The sequence below is a fragment of the Rhodococcus sp. NPDC056960 genome (assembly GCF_042674125.1).
GTDB lineage: Bacteria > Actinomycetota > Actinomycetes > Mycobacteriales > Mycobacteriaceae > Rhodococcus_F.
Window position 1 is genome coordinate 367,795 of record NZ_JBHURF010000002.1, and the last position, 17,928, is coordinate 385,722.

At 69.2% G+C, this 17,928-nt stretch carries 16 protein-coding genes; 11 read left to right on the top strand and 5 right to left on the bottom strand.

The genetic code is table 11. The features are described 5' to 3' along the window. The first annotated feature begins 72 nt into the window (after positions 1-72). Genes ACFTWF_RS04715 through ACFTWF_RS04725 form a run of 3 tightly spaced genes read left to right on the top strand, consistent with a single transcriptional unit; the run spans position 73 to position 4,926 of the window. On the top strand, positions 73-2,175 hold the full coding sequence (locus tag ACFTWF_RS04715; protein WP_378460107.1) for a hydantoinase/oxoprolinase family protein: 2,103 nt from the start codon (positions 73-75) through the stop codon (positions 2,173-2,175). Further along, positions 2,172-4,121, top strand: a complete 1,950-nt coding sequence (locus ACFTWF_RS04720) for a hydantoinase B/oxoprolinase family protein (RefSeq protein ID WP_378460108.1) — start codon at positions 2,172-2,174, stop codon at positions 4,119-4,121. Before ACFTWF_RS04715 ends, ACFTWF_RS04720 begins: the two co-directional genes overlap by 4 nt. Positions 4,122-4,125: 4 nt before the next feature. After that, positions 4,126-4,926, top strand: coding sequence for an NmrA family NAD(P)-binding protein (locus ACFTWF_RS04725; protein ID WP_378460109.1), 801 nt, complete (start codon positions 4,126-4,128; stop codon positions 4,924-4,926). A gap of 43 nt (positions 4,927-4,969) precedes the next feature. Here the strand turns inward: ACFTWF_RS04725 and ACFTWF_RS04730 are convergent, their stop codons facing one another. After that, positions 4,970-7,039 carry a PhoX family protein gene (locus tag ACFTWF_RS04730; RefSeq protein WP_378460110.1) on the bottom strand — a complete coding sequence of 690 codons (2,070 nt, stop codon included), beginning with the start codon at positions 7,037-7,039 and terminating at the stop codon, positions 4,970-4,972. A 155-nt stretch (positions 7,040-7,194) separates the two neighbouring features. On the opposite strand from ACFTWF_RS04730, the gene ACFTWF_RS04735 reads away from it, so the two are divergent. Continuing rightward, positions 7,195-8,217, top strand: coding sequence for a PHP domain-containing protein (locus ACFTWF_RS04735; protein WP_378460111.1), 1,023 nt, complete (start codon positions 7,195-7,197; stop codon positions 8,215-8,217). Further along, positions 8,214-9,035, top strand: coding sequence for an alpha/beta hydrolase (locus ACFTWF_RS04740; protein ID WP_378460112.1), 822 nt, complete (start codon positions 8,214-8,216; stop codon positions 9,033-9,035). The genes ACFTWF_RS04735 and ACFTWF_RS04740 overlap by 4 nt, the downstream gene beginning before the upstream one ends. 43 nt (positions 9,036-9,078) lie before the next feature. Here ACFTWF_RS04740 and ACFTWF_RS04745 read toward each other — a convergent pair whose 3' ends face one another. From ACFTWF_RS04745 to ACFTWF_RS04755, 3 genes are read right to left on the bottom strand one after another with little or no spacing between them, the layout of a single operon-like run. Next, positions 9,079-9,690 carry a lactate utilization protein C gene (locus ACFTWF_RS04745; protein ID WP_378460113.1) on the bottom strand — a complete coding sequence of 204 codons (612 nt, stop codon included), beginning with the start codon at positions 9,688-9,690 and terminating at the stop codon, positions 9,079-9,081. Beyond that, positions 9,687-11,168 (bottom strand): LutB/LldF family L-lactate oxidation iron-sulfur protein, encoded by a 1,482-nt coding sequence (locus tag ACFTWF_RS04750; protein ID WP_378460114.1) that lies wholly within the window; start codon positions 11,166-11,168, stop codon positions 9,687-9,689. Before ACFTWF_RS04750 ends, ACFTWF_RS04745 begins: the two co-directional genes overlap by 4 nt. Next, on the bottom strand, positions 11,165-11,920 hold the full coding sequence (locus tag ACFTWF_RS04755; protein ID WP_378460115.1) for a (Fe-S)-binding protein: 756 nt from the start codon (positions 11,918-11,920) through the stop codon (positions 11,165-11,167). The genes ACFTWF_RS04750 and ACFTWF_RS04755 overlap by 4 nt, the downstream gene beginning before the upstream one ends. A gap of 79 nt (positions 11,921-11,999) precedes the next feature. On the opposite strand from ACFTWF_RS04755, the gene ACFTWF_RS04760 reads away from it, so the two are divergent. Beyond that, the gene (locus tag ACFTWF_RS04760; protein WP_378460116.1) at positions 12,000-12,683 is read left to right on the top strand and encodes a FadR/GntR family transcriptional regulator; all 684 of its coding nucleotides are present in this window, start codon (positions 12,000-12,002) and stop codon (positions 12,681-12,683) included. Positions 12,684-12,750: 67 nt separating this feature from the next. On the opposite strand, the gene ACFTWF_RS04765 is transcribed toward ACFTWF_RS04760, so the two are convergent. Beyond that, positions 12,751-13,449, bottom strand: coding sequence for a GntR family transcriptional regulator (locus tag ACFTWF_RS04765; protein ID WP_378460117.1), 699 nt, complete (start codon positions 13,447-13,449; stop codon positions 12,751-12,753). Between the two features lie 147 nt (positions 13,450-13,596). Between ACFTWF_RS04765 and ACFTWF_RS04770 the strand changes: the two genes are divergently transcribed. Genes ACFTWF_RS04770 through ACFTWF_RS04790 form a run of 5 tightly spaced genes read left to right on the top strand, consistent with a single transcriptional unit; the run spans position 13,597 to position 17,886 of the window. Beyond that, positions 13,597-14,865 (top strand): MFS transporter, encoded by a 1,269-nt coding sequence (locus ACFTWF_RS04770; protein WP_378460118.1) that lies wholly within the window; start codon positions 13,597-13,599, stop codon positions 14,863-14,865. Next, positions 14,858-15,646 carry a putative hydro-lyase gene (locus ACFTWF_RS04775; protein WP_378460119.1) on the top strand — a complete coding sequence of 263 codons (789 nt, stop codon included), beginning with the start codon at positions 14,858-14,860 and terminating at the stop codon, positions 15,644-15,646. Before ACFTWF_RS04770 ends, ACFTWF_RS04775 begins: the two co-directional genes overlap by 8 nt. Beyond that, positions 15,636-16,391 carry a LamB/YcsF family protein gene (locus ACFTWF_RS04780; protein WP_378460120.1) on the top strand — a complete coding sequence of 252 codons (756 nt, stop codon included), beginning with the start codon at positions 15,636-15,638 and terminating at the stop codon, positions 16,389-16,391. Before ACFTWF_RS04775 ends, ACFTWF_RS04780 begins: the two co-directional genes overlap by 11 nt. Then, positions 16,388-17,026 (top strand): allophanate hydrolase subunit 1, encoded by a 639-nt coding sequence (locus ACFTWF_RS04785; RefSeq protein ID WP_378460121.1) that lies wholly within the window; start codon positions 16,388-16,390, stop codon positions 17,024-17,026. The genes ACFTWF_RS04780 and ACFTWF_RS04785 overlap by 4 nt, the downstream gene beginning before the upstream one ends. Then, a complete protein-coding gene (locus ACFTWF_RS04790) occupies positions 17,023-17,886 on the top strand; it encodes a biotin-dependent carboxyltransferase family protein (RefSeq protein ID WP_378460122.1) in 864 nt (287 codons plus the stop codon). Before ACFTWF_RS04785 ends, ACFTWF_RS04790 begins: the two co-directional genes overlap by 4 nt. Positions 17,887-17,928: the final 42 nt, after the last annotated feature.

Here is a 17,928-nt window from a genome sequence, read left to right on the forward strand (position 1 = left end):
GCGATATGTGACAAAGAAACCGGGCGGCGGAAGCGGTGCAATTGCCTTACAGAGACGAGCCCAGGAGGAATCGTGGAATCCAGAAAGATTCGGGTCGGTATCGACACCGGCGGAACATTCACCGACGTCGTGGCTGTGGACGAGGAGTCCGGAGCCGTCGTCACCACCAAGACACCCTCGACGCCCGCCGACCCGGCGCAGGGATTCCTCACCGGAATCGAGAAGGTGCTCGCCAAGCTCGGCGAGACCGGTGACGCGATCGGCGCCGTCAGCCACGGCACCACCGTCGCCACCAACAAGCTCCTCGAAGGCAAGGTCGAGAACCTCGGGTTCATCACCACCGAGGGCTACGAGCACGTCCTCGAGATCGCCCGCCAGTCCGTCCCCGACGGCTACGGCAACTCCTACTTCTGGGTCAAGCCCGACCGCATCGTCCCCGCCGACCGCGTCCGCACCATCGGCGGCCGGCTCGCGTTCGACGGCAGCGAGATCCGCCCCCTCGTCGAGGACGACGTCCGCACGGCCGCCCGCTTCTTCGCCGACCGCGGCATCCGCACCATCGGCGTGTGCCTCATGCATTCCTACGCCAACCCGAGCCACGAGCGCCGCGTCCGCGACATCCTGCTCGAGGAATACCCCGAGGCGACGGTGAGCATCTCCAGCCAGGTGCTGCGCGAGTACCGCGAATACGAGCGGTCCATCACCACGCTCGTCGACGCCGCGGTGAAGCCGAACATCCGCAACTACGTGAACAACATCGCGAACCGGCTGCGCGAATTCTCCTCCGACGAGGGCGAGGCCCGCGACATCCCGTTCTACGTGATGAAGTCGAACGGCGGCGTGCTCTCCGCGAAGGAGGTCGTGCACCAGCCCATCACGACGGTGCTGTCCGGCCCGGCGGCCGGCGCGCTCGGTGCCGCGCTCATCGCGAGTGTCGCCGGCGTCGAGCAGGTCCTCACGTGCGACGGCGGCGGAACGTCCACCGACGTGACCGTCGTGGTGAAGGGGGAGCCCGCGCTCACCACCGAGGGCAGGGTGGGGGCATACCCGTCGAAGATCCCGATGATCGACGTCGTCACCGTCGGCGCCGGCGGCGGCTCCATCGCCTGGCAGACCCCCGAGGGCACGCTGCGCGTCGGACCGCAGTCGGCGGGCGCCGACCCCGGTCCCCTCTGCTACGGCAAGGGCGGCAGCGAGCCGACCATCACCGACGCCCACGTGCTGCTCGGCCGCATCCCACCCCACCTGCTCGGCGGCGAGATTCCCCTCGACACCGAACTGGCCCGAAAGGGCGTCGAGCAACTCGCGCACCAGCTGAAGCTCGACTTCGAGGCCTGCGCCACCGGCATCCTCGAGGTGTCGGCGTGGAACCAGGCCAACGCGCTGCGGCAGATCACGGTCAAGCGCGGCCTCGACGTCCGCGACTTCACCCTGGTCACGTTCGGCGGATCCGGTTCGCTGCTCGCCTGCCGGCTCGTCGACATCCTCGGGCTCAAGGACGTTCTCGTCCCGCTGAACCCGGGCAACGTGTCCGCGTTCGGACTGCTCACCGTCGACGTCCGCAACGACTACGTGCAGACCCACGTCTGCCGGCACGACCGGCTGGAGATCGCCGAACTGCAGTCGGGGCTGGACGCGCTCGCCGCCGAGGCGGAAGTCGCACTCGCCGACGAGGGCTTCGGTCCGTCCGAGCGCAAATATGCGCGTTCGGCCGACCTGCGCTACCTCGGGCAGGCGTTCGAGGTCCGGGTGGCGATCGGCGACGGTCCCGTCACCCCGGAGCTGATGGAGGAGGCCGCGGAACGGTTCCACCAGGCGCACAAGGAGCTGTACGGGTACGACTTCCGCGGCGACCCGCATCAGCACGTGGAGTGGGTGAACCTGCGCGTCAGCGGCATCGGCCCGATCAAGCGCCCGACGCTCAACGAGATCGCGGCCGGCACTGGTGCCGAGTCCGCGGTGACCGGCACCCGTCCGGCGTACTTCGACGAATGGGTCACCACCCAGGTCTACGACCGGGCTCGGCTCGGCGCGGGCGACGTGCTCGACGGGCCCGCTGTGATCGAGGAATTCAGCTCCACCATCCCCGTGCACCCCGGCTTCCGCGCGCGGATCGACACCTTCGGAAACATCCGCATCACCAAGATCGCCGACTCGAACGGAGCGAACCGATGACCGTCACCACCGAACCCGTTGCAGTGCAGGCGGCCAAGCCCTACCGGCTGACACCGGTCGACGGAACGACGCCCGACCCGGTGCTGGTCGAGATCGTCGCCGGCTACCTCGCCAGCGTCGAGATGGAGGTCGAGACGTCGATCTCGCGGACCTCCCGCTCCCCGATGATCCGCGACGCGCACGACTTCCGCGCCGGCATCCACGACCGCAACCTCCGGAAGCTCACGGGGCGTTCGTATTCGGCGCTGGTGCATCCGGTGGCGCGGGACTTCCCGCTCGACACCATGAAGCCCGGCGACGTCTACTTCCACAACGACGTGTACCTGTCCGAGGGCGGCATCGGCCACCTCCCCGACCTCTGCGTCACCGTTCCGGTGTTCGCGACCCGGCCGGGCGACGCGGAACCGTCCGTCGTCGCGTTCGTGCAGGCGTTCGGCCATCACGACGACATCGGCGGCTGCTGCCCCGGATCGATGCCGTCGGGTGCGACGACGGTGTACGAGGAAGGCCTGATGGTCCCGCCGATCAAGCTGTGGGATCAGGGTGTGCCCAACGAGGCCGCGCTGCGCATCATGACCCGCAACTCGCGGATGCCCGACGCGCTGGCCGCCGACCTCGACGCCGAGTGCTCGGCCTGCCTCATGGGTGCCCGCCGCCTCACCGAACTGTTCGAGCGGTACGGCTGCGACACCGTCGAGGCGTGCTTCGACGCGATGATGGACGCCACCACCGAGACATACCGGCGGGAGATCCTCAGCAAGATCCCGAAGGGCGAATACACGTGGGAGGACTACGCCGAGCACGACGGCGTCGACGAGCCCATGCTGCACCGTCAGCGGATCACGCTCACCAAGACCGGACCGGAGGACGAGGGCGGCGAGCGTCTCATCCTCGACTTCAACGGCACCGGACCGCAGGCGAAGGGTCCCATCAACCACTGCGGTGACTACGCCGACGGCAATTTCCTCATCAAGTGGCTGGCGCCGATCCTGCGCAACCTCGCCGACAGTCCCGAGCGGATGGCGGAACTCGACGTGAACGAGGGCGTCGTGCCGTTGATCGAGATGAAGTTCCCGGAGAAGGGCACGCTGATCACCCCGATCTTCCCGGCGCCCACCAACGCCCGGACGTTCGTGATCCTGCGTCTGCTCGGGGTGCTCGCCGGTGTGGTCGCGAAGGCCGTCGACGGGAACATGCCCGCCGACCAGGAGACCATCCGCTACACGGGTGTGTACGGCGAGGACTTCGACGGGCACTCGTACCTGATGCGCGAGGTGCTCGGCGGCGGCTCCGGCGGCAGGCACTACGCGGACGGGGAGGACACCATCCACGTCGTTCCCGATTCCCGGAACCTGCCGACCGAGTTCACCGAGAGCCGGTTCCCGTTCATCGTCGAGAAGCTGGGCCTGGCGAAGGATTCCGGCGGCGCCGGACGCTACCGCGGCGGGCTCGGCTACGAGAAGCACATCCGGATGCTCAAGGATGCGAACTTCATGTCCATCGCCGACCGCTCCATCCTCTCCTGCTGGGGAGTGAAGGGCGGCAAGGCCGGACGCCCCTTCTCGGTGGTTCTCGACCCGGGCGGCCCGAACGAGCGCGAGTTCGACGCGCTGACCGACGCCGAACCGATCAAGGCCGGCGAGGTGGTGCGCATCCGCACGACCGGTGGCGGCGGCTGGGGCGACCCGCTCGACCGTCCGGCGGAGGAAGTCGTCCGCGACGTGCTGTGGGGCAAGGTGTCCGCGGAGGGCGCCCGGCTCGACTACGGTGTGGTGCTGGCGTCGTCGACCGAGGAGCCGGTCGCGGACGTGGACGCCACCGAGGCGCTGCGTGAGCAGATGCGCACCGACCGCGGCCTGGACGAGCCGTTCTTCGACCGCGGTCCCGGGTACGAACGCCTTTCCGGCGGTGCGAAGTTCGCCGAATTCGACTTCATCGACCGGTGATCCGATGACCGAGTCCCTCTCCCGCGGCGCCGACATCGCCGTCGTCGGCGCCGCGGGGAAGACCGGAGCCGCCGTCGTCGCGGCGCTCGGGGGGCTCGCCGGCGTACGCCGGGTGGTGCACACCGCCCGGCGTCCCGGCGATCACGCCGTCGACCTCGACACCGGCGCGGGTCTGGACGAGGCGCTGTCGGGCTGCCGGGGCGTGTACGTCATCGCGCCCAACGTGCATCCCGACGAACCGGCCCTCGTGCGGCGTGTTCTCGCGGCCGCCGCCGATGCAGGAGTCGAGCATGTCGTCTACCACTCGGTTGCGTGGCCGTACACCCCGGCGATGCCCCACCACGTCGACAAGGCGCGGTGCGAGGACCTGGTGCGGACGTCCGGACTGCGATGGACCGTCCTGCAACCGTGCGCCTACGCGGAGAACTTCGCGGCGATCCTGGACGGTTCGGCGAGCACCGTCGAACTGCCCTACAGTCCCGACGCCCGGTTCTCGTTCGTCCGGCTCGCCGATGTCGCGGAGGTGGCCGCGCGAGTGCTGGTGGAGGGCCCCGACATCCACCACGGCGCCACCTACGAACTCGGCGGCCCCGAGGCCCTCAGCGTTCGGGACCTGTGTGAGCGGGCGGATGAGCCGGTCTCGGTGAAGCAGGTGTCCGTCGACGAGTGGATGTCGCGGCACGGGCAGTCGCTGTCCGAGGATGGTCGTGTCCGGCTGTCCGCGATGTTCGAGTTCTACGACCGGCACGGCTTCCTCGCGGGCAACGCCGTGTTCGAGTCGCTCCTCGGCCGTCCCCCCATGTGAGCGGCAAAGCGTGCCGGGGCACACTTTGCCACTCACCTGTGGGTCAGACGCCGATCAGGCCGCCCGACTTCCACACCGCCACGACCGCGGGACGGGGCTGCGCGTCGCCGCCGTCGGGCCAGTGTGACGCCGGGCTGTCGGCGCTCGCGTCGTCCAGTTCGCCCGGGTGCTGTACGCACACCGTGACCCGGTTCTCGCCGACGATCGGCCCGCACGTCTCGGCGCCCTTCGGGACGGTGAGGAACTGCTTGGTCTCGCCGCGGTTCGGGCCGTCGAGGACCACGCTGAACAGGCCGTCGTTCGACTTCAGTGCGTTGCCGTCGGTGGAGATCCACAGGTTGCCGTGCGGGTCGAACGCCAGGTTGTCGGGGCAGGAGATCGGGCTGACGCTCTCCTTGTCGAAGCCGCCGAAGTAGGTGTCGGCGGCCGTCGGGTCGCCGCACACGAGCAGCAGGTTCCACGTGAACGCGGTGCCGGCGTGGTCGTCGGTGAGTTCGAGGACCTGCCCGTTCTTGTTGTTGTTCCGCGGGTTGGCCTCGTCGGCGGCCGCCGCGCCGTCGACGCCGCGCTTGGTGTTGTTGGTCAGTGCCACGTACACCTTGCCGGTGGTCGGGCTCGGCTCGAAGTCCTCGGGGCGGTCCATCTTGGTGGCGCCCACCTTGTCGCCCGCCTGCCGGGTGAACACCGCCACCTCTTCGGCGCTCATGCCGTCGACGAGCGACTCCCCCTTGCCGTCCTCACCGGTGCGCAGCAGCGGGATCCACTCACCGGTGCCGTCGAACGCGCCGCCGGCCGGCAACGTCCCCGACCCGTCGATCTCGTCCGCCGAGTTGCCGCTGAACTTCGCGACGTACAGCGTGCCCGCGTCGAGCAGCGTCATGTTGTGGCGCACCGCGGCCTGGCTGTTGCCGTCCATCGCCTTGCGGCTGGACACGAACTTGTACATGTAGTCGAAGCGCTCGTCGTCGCCGCTGTACGCCACGACGGTGCCGTCGTCGGTGACGTGGATGGTCGCGGCCTCGTGCTTGAACCGGCCCAGCGCGGTGTGCTTGACGGGTGCGGACGTCGCGTCCCACGGGTTGACCTCGACGACGTAGCCGAAGCGGTTGACCTCGTTCGGCTCCTGGGCGAGGTCGAACCGCTTGTCGAAGCGCTCCCACTTGCGTTCGGAGGCAGCGCCTTCCACCCCGTACCGCTTCAGCCGGGCGGCGACGGCGGGGTCGGTGACCAGTTCGGCGTTCGCGAAGTACTGGTTGAAGTTCTCCTCCCCGGACAGCACCGTGCCCCACGGGGTCACGCCACCCGAGCAGTTGTTGAGCGTGCCCAGCACCTTCGTGCCGGTCGGATCCGCGGACGTCTTCAGGAAGTCGCTGCCCGCGGCGGGGCCGGTGACGACGAATTCCGTCGTCGCCGTGATCCGCCGGTTGTACGGTCCGAAGTCGGGAGTGAGTGCACCCGAGGCGGATTCGCCCTTCACCTGCACCACGGACAGTCCGTGCGCGGCGAGCGCGGTCTGGAACTGCTCCGGCGACGGGTTCTCGGCGTCGTAGCCCTTGAACATGAACGGTTCGGTGGTGTACTCGTGGTTGACCACCAGCAGGAAGGTGCTGGGCTGGCCGTCGACCGGCAGCAGTCCGGCGAAGTCGTTGTTGAACCCGAACTGCTGTGCCTGTGCCTGGGCGGTCTGGTTGTCGAAGTCGAAGGCGGGAGCCCCGGGCAGCACCGGGTCGCCCCAGCGGATCACGACGGCCTGCTCGTACCCCTCGGGGACGACGAGGGCGTCTTCGGTGTTGGGGGCGACGGCGCCGAAGTTCGTACCCGCGGGCGCGCTACCGTTCGAACCGTCTGCGGCGGAAGAGCTTCCGTTTCCGGAATCGTCCGAGCAGGCCACCAGGGCGGAGCCGGCGCCGACGGCGAGGACGGCCATTCCCGTTCCACGGAGCATCCCGCGCCGCGACAGGGCGGTGCGGGCGATGTCACGGAAGTACTCGCCCTGCGACGTGTTGGGGACGTCGTGGGAGCAGGCGTTTCCGCACTTGTACTGGCAAGTGACGGTTGCGCGCGAAGACACGCCGTCGTGGTTGACGAACAAAGCGAGGGGTTTCAAACTCACCGTGGCTCCCGATTCGAATTGGACAACTCCGGCACCGTAGAAGTTGCAAGCGAGGGAAAGGGAACGTTTGTATGAACGTGCGGACAACGAGGCGACCCTAAGTCGTGAGGAAATTGCGTCTAGCCAGCAGCCCGGTAGCCGTGCACCATGGATAGATGGACCCCGTCGAAGCGCTGCGGGAAATTGCGTTCTGGCTGGAGCGCTCGCGTGACGAGGCCCAAAGGATTGCCGCCTTCCGGCGGGCCGCCGACGCGGTCGCCTACTCGACCCCCGAGCAGCTCGCCGACCTCGAGGAGGTCGGCTGGACGGCACCGCCCGACATCGAGTCCGAGCCCGCCGCCATCATCCGTGAGTGCGCCACTGCGGTGCCGCTGTATCTGCTGTACCTCCGCGGGTCCGCGGAGCCGATCGGGCTCGGCGGAACGGAGCTGCTCGAGGCCCTCCGCGGTGATCTGCACACCCATTCGGACTGGTCCGACGGCCGGTGCCCGATCCGGGAGATGATGCGCCGGGCCGCCGCGCTGGGTCACGAGTACTGCGCGATCACCGACCACTCGCCGCGGCTGACCGTCGCGAACGGGCTGTCGTCGGAGCAACTGCTCACCCAGCTGAACGTGGTCGCGGAACTGAACGTCGAGCTCGCGCCGTTCCGGGTGCTCACCGGCATCGAGGTCGACATCCTCGTCGACGGGTCCCTCGATCAGGACGACGACCTGCTCGCCGACCTCGACATCGTGGTGGCCAGCGTGCACTCGCATCTGGACACCGACCGCGCGACGACGACCAAGAGGATGCTGCAGGCCGTCAAGTCGCCGCACGTCGACGTCCTGGGGCATTGCACCGGCCGGCTCGTCGAGGGCACCCGGGGACCACGGCCCGAATCGAAGTTCGACGCGGAACGGGTCTTCGACGCGTGCCGCGAGTACGGCACCGCGGTCGAGATCAACTCCCGCCCCGAGCGGCGCGACCCGCCGGGACGGCTGATCGATCTGGCCCTGAACAGCGGCTGCCTGTTCTCCATCGACACCGACGCGCACACCACCGGTCAGCTCGCGTGGCAGGGTTACGCCTGCGAGCGGGCCGCCGAACGCGGAGTCGAACCGTCGGACGTGGTCAACACGCTGCCCGTGGAGGAGTTGCTCGACTGGACCCGGCAGGGCGCGCCGATTCGGCAATGATTCGCGTCGTGATGATCGCGGTCGCGGTGGTCGCACTACTGAGTACCGCCGCGTGGGTGCTGCAGCGAAAACTGATCTACTACCCCGATGACACCCCGGTTCCGCCCGCCGGCCGGATGGTCGCCGGGGCGGAGGAGGTCACGCTGACCACTTCGGATGGCCTCGAACTCGGGGCCTGGTACGTCCCGGCCGCGGTCGGCGAGCCGCGCATGACCGTCCTCGTGGCCGCCGGGAACGCCGGCAACCGGGCCGACCGGGCGCTGCTGGCCTCCGATCTCGCCGCCGCGGGATTCGCCACGCTGCTCTTCGACTACCGCGGGTACGGCGGCAACCCCGGTCACCCCAGCGAGGAGGGGCTGGCCCTCGACGTCCGGGCCGCTCGCCGGCACCTCGTCGACGAACGTCGCGTTCCGCCGGACCGGCTGCTCTACCTCGGGGAAAGCCTCGGCACCGGCGTCGTCACCGAACTCGCCACCGAGCAGCCGCCCGCGGGGCTGTTGCTCCGTTCCCCGTTCGTCGACCTCGCCGCCGTCGGCGGTCACCACTACCCGTTTCTGCCGGTCGGGTTGCTGCTGCGCGACCGTTTTCCCGTCGCCGAGTACGTCGCACGCATCGACGTGCCCACCACCGTGGTCTACGGGACGGCGGACACCGTCGTGCCACCGGAGCAGAGCGCCCGCGTCGCCGAAGCGGCGCTCGGCGACGTCGACACCGTCGTGCTGGTAGGTGCGGGGCACAACGACGACGTCATGTTCGGCGGCCGGGAGATCGTCCGCGCCGTCGTCGATCTCGCCGCGAGGGCGCTCCGCGCCCCGTGAGCCTTTTTGGTAGCTGGAACTACCAAAAGGGCGCACAGGCGCGTCAGCGCACTATCACGACGTCCAGCACCCGGGGACCGTGGACGCCCTCGACGCGGTTGAGTTCGATGTCGCTGGTGGCACTGGGGCCGCTGATGAACGTCAGGGGTTTCGCCGGATCGAGGGTCTGAAAGGCCTGCGGCACGGTGTCGACGATCTGATCGGTGCGCACTATGCAGATGTGGTGGTCCGGGACCAGGGTCAGCGCTCGCCGCCCCTGGCCCGGCCCGCCGTCAAGGACGATCGTCCCGGTGGCGGCGATCCCGAGGGTGCACCCGGTGACCACGACGTCGAGTGCGTCGAGTTCGAGCGTCGTCAGTGCGGTGGGCGCCCCGTCGACGACGACGTCCCCCCGGGGCCGCCACGACTGCGGCAGGTCCGGTGGGACCACGGCGCGCGCCCCCTCGGCGATCAGCCCGGTGACGATCTCGGCGACGGTGCTCTCGTCGGCGCGGTGGACCTGCGCGCGGTAGTCGTCGACGGTGTGGGCGAACAACTCGACGTCCCCGGGGCCGGTCACCGCGTCACGGTGGTAGTCGCGGGGAACCGGTGGGCTCGCCGGGGTGTCGCCGATCGCGTGGCGAATGCGGCTCAGGATCTCTGCGCGGGCGTTCACTTCTCACCGTCCTCGTGGGTGCGGGCCCACCATTGCCGGAACGTTTCCTTCGGCGGGGCGGGCAGGTCGCGGCTGCCGGTCCATTTCGAACCCGGGTACGGCAACGACGTGATGCGCCCCTTCTTTCCGCCCAGCACCCGGCCGACCTTGGACACGGTCTCCGCGGCGGCGAACCGTTTCTCCGACCCCATCACGAAACCCGCCGCCTTCATCGCGAGGTCCTGGCCGCCCGGCAGCCCGTGCCGCTCGGAGTCGACCTGTTCCGCGCGCAGGTGCACGAGGATGCCGGGGATGTCGATGCGCACCGGGCAGGCGTCGAAGCAGGCGCCGCACAGCGTCGACGCGAACGGTAGGGAGGCGTTCGGGTCGTCGTGACCGGTGGTCCCGGTGAGTTGCGGGCTGAGGATCGCGCCGATCGGGCCCGGATACACCGACCCGTAGGCGTGACCGCCCGCCCGCTCGTACACGGGGCACACGTTCAGGCACGCGCTGCAGCGGATGCAGTGCAGCGCGGACCGCCCCACCTCGTCCGCGAGGACGTTGGTGCGTCCGTTGTCGAGGAGGACGACGTGGAAGTTCTGCGGCCCGTCGCCGGGATGCACCCCCGTCCACATGGACGTATACGGGTTCATCCGCTCGGCGGTGGACGACCGGGGGAGCAGTTGCATGAACACCTCCAGGTCGGTGAACGACGGCACCAGTTTCTCGATGCCCATCAGCGTGATGAGGGTGTCGGGCAGGGTCAGGCACATCCGTCCGTTGCCCTCCGACTCCACCACCGCCAGGGTCCCGGTCTCGGCGACACCGAAGTTCGCGCCGCTGACGGCGACCTTGGCGGACAGAAATTTTCGCCGAAGGTGCGCCCGCGCGGCCATCGCCAGCGCCCGGGGGTCGTCGGTGATGTCCGGGTCGATGCCGGGCATGGATTTCAGGAAGATCTCCCGGATCTCGGCGCGGTTGCGGTGGATGGCGGGGACGAGGATGTGGCTCGGCTTGTCCTCGCCGAGTTGGACGATGAGTTCGGCGAGGTCGGTCTCGATCGCCGCGATCCCGTTCTCCTCGAGGTGCTCGTTGAGGCCCGTCTCCTGGGTGGCCATGGACTTGACCTTCACGACCTCGTCGGAACCGGTGGCCCGGACGAGGTCGGTGACGATCCGGTTCGCCTCCTCCGCGTCGCGCGCCCAGTGGACGGTGCCGCCGCGGGCGGTGACGTTCTCCTCGAACTGCACGAGCAGTTCGGGGAGCCGCGCCATCACGTCCGCCTTCAGGGCACTGCCCGCCCGCCGCAGTTCCTCCCAGTCGTCGACCTCGGCGATCGCCGCGATCCGCTTGTTGCGGATGGTGGTGGTGGCCGCGCCGAGGTTGGCCCGCAGCTGGGTGTCGGCGAGGGATTTCCGCGCGGCGTCGGGGAAAGACTCTGTGCCCCGAATGTTTCCGGTGCCCGCGTGAAAGGTGGGTGAGCCGAGGAACGTGGTCATGCTGGGCTCCCGATCTTCTCGGTGCTCGCCAGGATCTCGGCGAGATGGACGGTGCGGACGCCGCTGCGCAGCCGGGACAGTCCGCCGCCGATGTGCATGAGGCAGGACGAGTCGCCGGCGCTGCACACCTCGGCGCCGGTGCTCAGGACGTTGCCCATCTTGTCGGCGAGCATCGCGGTCGACGTCTCGGAGTTCTTCAGCGCGAACGTTCCGCCGAAACCGCAACACGATTCGGCTGCGGGGAGTTCGATCAGCGTCATCCCGCGCACCGCGCGCAGCAGTTGCAGCGGCTTGTCGGCGACGCGCAGCATTCGCAGCGAGTGGCACGTCGGGTGGTACGTGACCCGGTGCGGGTAGTAGGCGCCGACGTCGGTGACGCCGAGGACGTCGACGAGCAGTTCGGACAGCTCGTATGTCCGGGACGCGATCTCCTCGGCGCGCGTGGCGAGGGTTTCGTCCCCGTACCGGCGGGCGACCATCGCGTGCTGGTGCCGGACGGATCCGACGCACGACCCGGACGGGGCCACGGCGACGTCCCAGGACGGTCCGCTTTCGAACGCCGCCACGTGGTGACGCACGAGCGGCAACGCCTCGGCCTGGTAGCCGGTGTTGACGTGCATCTGCCCGCAACACGTCTGCTTGGGCGGGCACACGATCTCGTGGCCGAGCCGCTCGAGGAGGCGAACCGTGGAGGCGGCGGATTCGGGGAACAGGGCATCCGCCAGGCACGTGGCGAACAGGGCGATTCTCATCGGGTACTCCAACCGGGCTGGGCTGTGGTCTGACCACAGTAGCGCACTGTGGTCAGACCACACCAGGTAAACTTCGATCGTGCGCACACACGAGGTCGTCCTGCACCGCATCGAGCAGGATCTGGCGGCCGGCAAACTCACGGTCGGCGGCCGGTTGCCCGCCGAACGGGCGCTCGCGGAGGAACTCGGCGTCGGACGCTCGTCCGTCCGCGAGGCCATGCGCGTGCTCGAGGCGATGGGCATCGTGCGGACGGCGGTCGGATCGGGTCCGGACGCAGGCGCGATCGTGGCCGCCGACCCAGCCGCGTCCATCGGCGCCGCCCTCAGGCTGCACATGGCGACGCGCACGCTGCCGATCCGCGACGTCGTCCAGACTCGCACACTGCTCGAGTCGTGGGCGGTGCAGGAGGCCGCCGAACGGTCCCGCGACCTCGACTTCTCCGCCATCGACTCGCTGCTCGACGCGATGGACGACGAGGGTCTCTCCCCGGAGGCGTTCCACCGGCTCGACGCGGACCTGCACGTCGCGATGGCCGGTCTCGCGGGCAACGTCCTCGTCGAGGCGATGATGGCCTCGCTCCGCGACTCCATCCACGGTTACGTCATGGACGCCGTTCCGCTCCTCGACGACTGGCCCGCGGTCGCGACGGGCCTGCGCTGCGAGCATCGCGGCATCGTCGCCGCTCTGCGTTCCGGGCACGGCGCCGACGCCGCCCGCCTCGTGCGGGAGCACATCGAGGGCTTCTACGGGCTGATCCGGTAGGCGCTCCGCGCCTGTGCGCCTTTGTGGTTGCTCCAGCTACCAGAAAGGCGCACGAGCGCGAAGCGCCTCAGTACGCCTCCAGGATCTGCGCCTCGGCGTCTTCGAGGTAGGTCTTGAGTAGCTGACCTGCGGCTTCGGTGTTGCCGGCCGCCAGGGCGTCGTAGATTTCGTGGTTACGGGTGAGGTAGGGCCCGTGGAATCGGTGGGCGTCGTCCATGACGTGGAAGACGAGCCGCGCCTCGTTCCACACGCTGCGCATCAGTTCGTCGATGCGGCTGCTGTTGTTGAGGCTGGCGAGGGCGGTGTGGAAGTAGATGTCGGCGGTGCCGACGCCGGTCCAGTCCTCGACGGCGTGGCGCTCGTCGGCAAGGTTCAGGGCCTCGGCGACGCCGGACAGGTCGCCGGTCTCGGGGTCGAATCCGTTGACGCCGGCGCACTCGACGACGCGGCGGCAGATGTAGAGCTCGGTGATGTCCTCGGCCGTGGGGACGCGGACGAAGACGCCGCGGTTGAGTTCGTGCGCCACCAGGCGGTCTTCGATCAGGATCTGGAAGGCCTCGCGGACGGTGTTGCGGGAGACGTCGAGGGCGGCGCAGATGTCGGGCTCGGAGAGTCTCACCCCAGGCCGGAACGTTCCGTCGATGATCTCGTCACGCAGAATTCCCGCGACCCGGGTGGTCCTGCTGGTGCGTTCGAGCAGGCCGCGGTGAGCGGCCAGGCGGGAATGCGCATCGCCGCGAAGGGCATTCGAGCTGGTCAAGTCCACTCCTCAGGTTCGATCTCGACCGCAATCATAGTTGTGAGCTCGGCTCCGCGATGCTCTCCATGTTAAACGATCCTCTCAGGGTATTGCAGGATCGTTGAACGATTTGTAACGTGAGGGCGGTTACATCCCTTCTTCAGGCGAGGTGCCATGACCACAGATACACAGACCGAGGTCGCGCAGGCGCGCCCCTTCGACTGGTTCCGCACCCTCGGGCCGAAGGGAAAAAGAGCCTTCGTCGGCGCGTTCGGCGGATACGGGCTCGACTCCTACGACTTCCAGGTTCTCCCGCTGGGCCTCGCGGCGATCGCCGCCTACTTCGGCCTCACCACCGGCCAGGCGGGCCTGCTGACGACGGTGACGCTGGTGGTGTCGGCACTCGGTGGCGCCCTCGCCGGAGTCCTCGTCGACAAGATCGGCCGGGTCCGGACGCTGCAGGTCACCGTCGCGACGTACACGGTCTTCACGGTGCTGTGCGGTTTCGCGCAGAACTTCGAGACTCTGCTCGTCTTCCGCGCCTTCCAGGGCCTCGGCTTCGGCGGTGAGTGGGCGGCGGGCGCGATCCTCGTGGCCGAATACGCCCGCGCCGAGTACCGCGGCCGGGCCGTCGCCTTCGTGCAGAGTGCGTGGGCCGTCGGCTGGGCACTGGCCGTGATCGTCTACACCATCGTCTTCCAGCTGTTCGACCCCGACGTCGCATGGCGCGTGCTGTTCTTCACCGGTGTCCTGCCCGCCTTCCTCATCATCTGGGTGCGCCGGAATCTGAAGGACCCCGAGGTCGTCACGGAACGTCGCGAGTCCGCGGGCAAGGAGACCGGCTCGTTCGCCGCCATCTTCCGCGGCCGGCTGATCCGCACCACCGTATTCGCGTCGCTGCTGGCCACCGGCGTGCAGGGCGGCTACTACACGCTGGCGTCCTGGCTGCCGACGTTCCTCAAGAACTCGCGCGGACTCGACGTCGTCGGCACCGGCGGATACCTGGCGATCCTCATCTCCGGCGCGTTCCTCGGCTACATCAGCGGCGGCATCCTCACCGACAAGCTGGGCCGCAAACGGACCATGCAGCTGTTCGCGTTCCTGTCGGCGATCTTCATGGTCGGCTACACCCAGGTGCCGGAGGGCGCGAACACGCTGATCCTCATCCTGGGCTTCCCGCTCGGCTTCTGCACGTCGGCGATCTTCAGCGGATTCGGATCGTTCCTGTCCGAGCTGTACCCGACGCACGCCCGCGGCACCGGCCAGGGCTTCACGTACAACTTCGGCCGTGCGGTCGGTGCCGTGTTCCCCGCGGTCGTCGGGTTCCTGGCAGCCACCCAGCTGGGGATCGGCGGCGCGATGATCTTCGGTGCGCTCGGCTACGCCATCGCCGTCATCGCCCTGTTCTTCCTCCCCGAGACCCGCGGGAGCGAACTTGCCTGACTCGCCGACCGACCTCCGATCCGCGTTCCGCTCGGGACGCATCACCCCGACCGCCGGTCTGGCACCCGGATTCGCGCAGACGAATCTCATCGCCGTCCCGGAGGACTGGGCCTACGACGTCCTGCTGTTCACGCAACGGAACCCCAAGCCGTGCCCCGTCCTCGACGTCGGCGACGTCGGTTCCCGGGAGACGATGCTCGCCCCCGGCGCCGACATCACCACCGACCTGCCGTTGTACCGGGTGTGGAAGGACGGCGAACTGGCCGAGGAGACCGCGGACGTGTCGGCGCTGTGGCGCGACGACCTGGTCGCCTTCCACATCGGGTGCAGTTTCACGTTCGAGCACCCGGTGGCCGCTGCCGGTGTGCCGCTCCGGCACGTCGAGCAGGGCAGCAACGTCCCGATGTTCGTGACCAACCGCGAATGCCGGACCGCCGGACGGATGAGCGGACCGATGGTCGTGTCGATGCGTCCCGTCCCCGAACATCAGGTGTCGCTCGCGGCGTCGATCTCGGCACGGATGCCCGCCGTCCACGGTGGACCCGTGCACATCGGTGATCCCGCGGAACTCGGCATCGCCGACGTCACGGCCCCCGACTTCGGCGATCCGGTGACATTCGAGCCCGGCGACGTGCCGATGTTCTGGGCGTGCGGGGTCACCCCGCAGGCGGCGGTGATGGCGTCGCGATTGCCGTTCGCGATCACCCACGCGCCCGGTTACATGCTGATCACCGACACCCCGGACAGCGAGTACGTCCTGGAGGTCCCCGATGCGCATTGACCTGAACTGTGACCTCGGCGAGGGCTTCGGGCAGTGGCGGCTCGCCGACGACGAGGCACTCCTCGACATCGTCACCAGCGCCAACATCGCGTGCGGGTTTCACGCGGGAGATCCGATGAACATCCGCCGGGCCTGTGAGAACGCCGCCGCACGCGGGGTCGCGATCGGTGCGCACGTGGGGTTCCGGGACCTGGCCGGGTTCGGACGACGCGAACTCGCCGTGTCGGCCGCGGATCTGCGCGACGAGACGCTCTACCAGATCGGCGCGCTCGCCGGATTCGCCCGCGCCGCCGGATCGTCGGTGACGTACGTCAAACCGCATGGCGCGCTCTACAATTCCGCGGCGCTCGATTACGACCGGGCCGACGCGGTCGCGTCGGCCATCGACGAGTTCACCGAACCGCTCGCGCTCATGGGGCAACCCGGCTCGCAGCTGCAACGTGCCGCGGAGACCCACGGCATCGAGTTCGTCGCCGAAGGGTTCGCCGACCGCCGCTACACCGCCGCGGGCACGCTGACGCCGCGTTCGGTGACCGGCGCCGTCATCGACGATCCCGACGTCGCCGCCGCGCAGGCCGTGCGGATGGCGTCCACCGGAACGGTGGAGGCGCTCGACGGGGCGCAGGTGGCGGTCGCGGTGCAGAGCATCTGCGTCCACGGCGACTCGCCCGGGTCCGTGGACACCGCGCGCCGGGTCCGTCAGGCCCTGCAGACTGCCGACGTCACGCTCGGATCCTTCACATGACCACCACCCGGATCCTCCCGGCGGGCACCCGCGCCCTGCTCGTCGAACTGGAGTCGGAACCCCAGGTCGTGTCGTTGACCGAACGTCTCCGCCGCACCCCGGTGCCCGGTGTGGAGGACGTCCTTCCCGCCGCGCGCACCGTGCTCGTCACCACCGCGCCGCGGACCGACCTCGACGAGGTGCGCCGCGCGCTGCGGACGATGACCGTCGATCTCGACGACGACGCCCCCACCGGCGTGTCCGACACCGAACCGGTCACGATCCCCGTCCGCTACGACGGCGCCGATCTCGGCGACGTCGCCGACCACCTGCGGCTGAGCCGCGAGGACGTGATCGCCGCCCACACGTCCGCCGTCTGGCGCTGTGTGTTCATCGGATTCGCACCGGGTTTCGGGTATCTGAGTTGCGGCGACGACCGGCTCACCGTGCCCCGCCGCGCCCAGTCCCGCACCGTGGTGCCCGCCGGGTCCGTGGCCCTCGCCGGCGGGTACGGCGCGGTGTATCCGCGGTCGTCGCCCGGCGGATGGCAGATCATCGGAACCACGGACTCCCCGATGTGGAACCTCGACGCGCAACCCCCGGCGCTACTGCAGCCGGGACGCCGCGTCCGATTCGTCGACGAGGAAACGCTGTGAGTGAACTCGAAGTACTCGAAACGGGACCGCTCAGCCTGATCCAGGATCTCGGCCGCCCCGGTTACCTGAGTTCGGGAGTGGGCGTGTCCGGCGCCGCCGACCGCGGGTCCGCGAAGCTGGCGAATCGTCTCGTCGGCAACGACGAGAACAGCGCCTGCATCGAGGTGCTGATGGGCGGGCTCGCCCTGCGCGCGCATGCGGTGACGACCGTCGCCGTCACCGGTGCACCCGCGACGGCGCTGCTCGACGGAATCCCGATGGGCCACGCGAGCGTCATCGTGATGCAGCCGGGGGAGACGCTGCGGTTGCAGTACGCGCCGGTCGGTCTCCGTTGCTACGTGGGGATCCGCGGCGGCGTCGCGGTGCCGGAGGTGCTCGGCTCCCGCAGCAGCGACACGCTGTCGGGGATCGGCCCGGAAGCGTTGAAACCCAACGACGTTCTCCCCGTCGGCACCGAGGCGAGAAGCTTCCCGAACGTCGACGTCGCACCCGTCCCCCCGATGGACCCGGGAATGCTGTCGGTGCGCGTCATCGGCGGCCCCCGCGACGACTGGTTCACCAACCCGGAGGCCCTGATCACGGGCGCGTGGGCTGTCTCCCCGGACACCGACCGCATCGGCGCCCGCCTCAACCGGCACGGCGACGCGCCCCCGCTGGTGCGGAAGTCCGACGCCGAGCTCCCCACCGAGGGTGTCGCACTCGGTTCCATCCAGGTTCCGCCGAGCGGGCAGCCCGTCGTATTCCTCCCGGACCACCCCATCTCCGGCGGGTACCCCGTCATCGGCGTCGTCGCCGACGAGGACATCGACCGGATCGCGCAGGCCCGCCCCGGTCAACTGATTCGCTTCATCACTGCCTGATCGGCTTCGTTTCCGATTCCACAACAGGAGATCACCCCATCG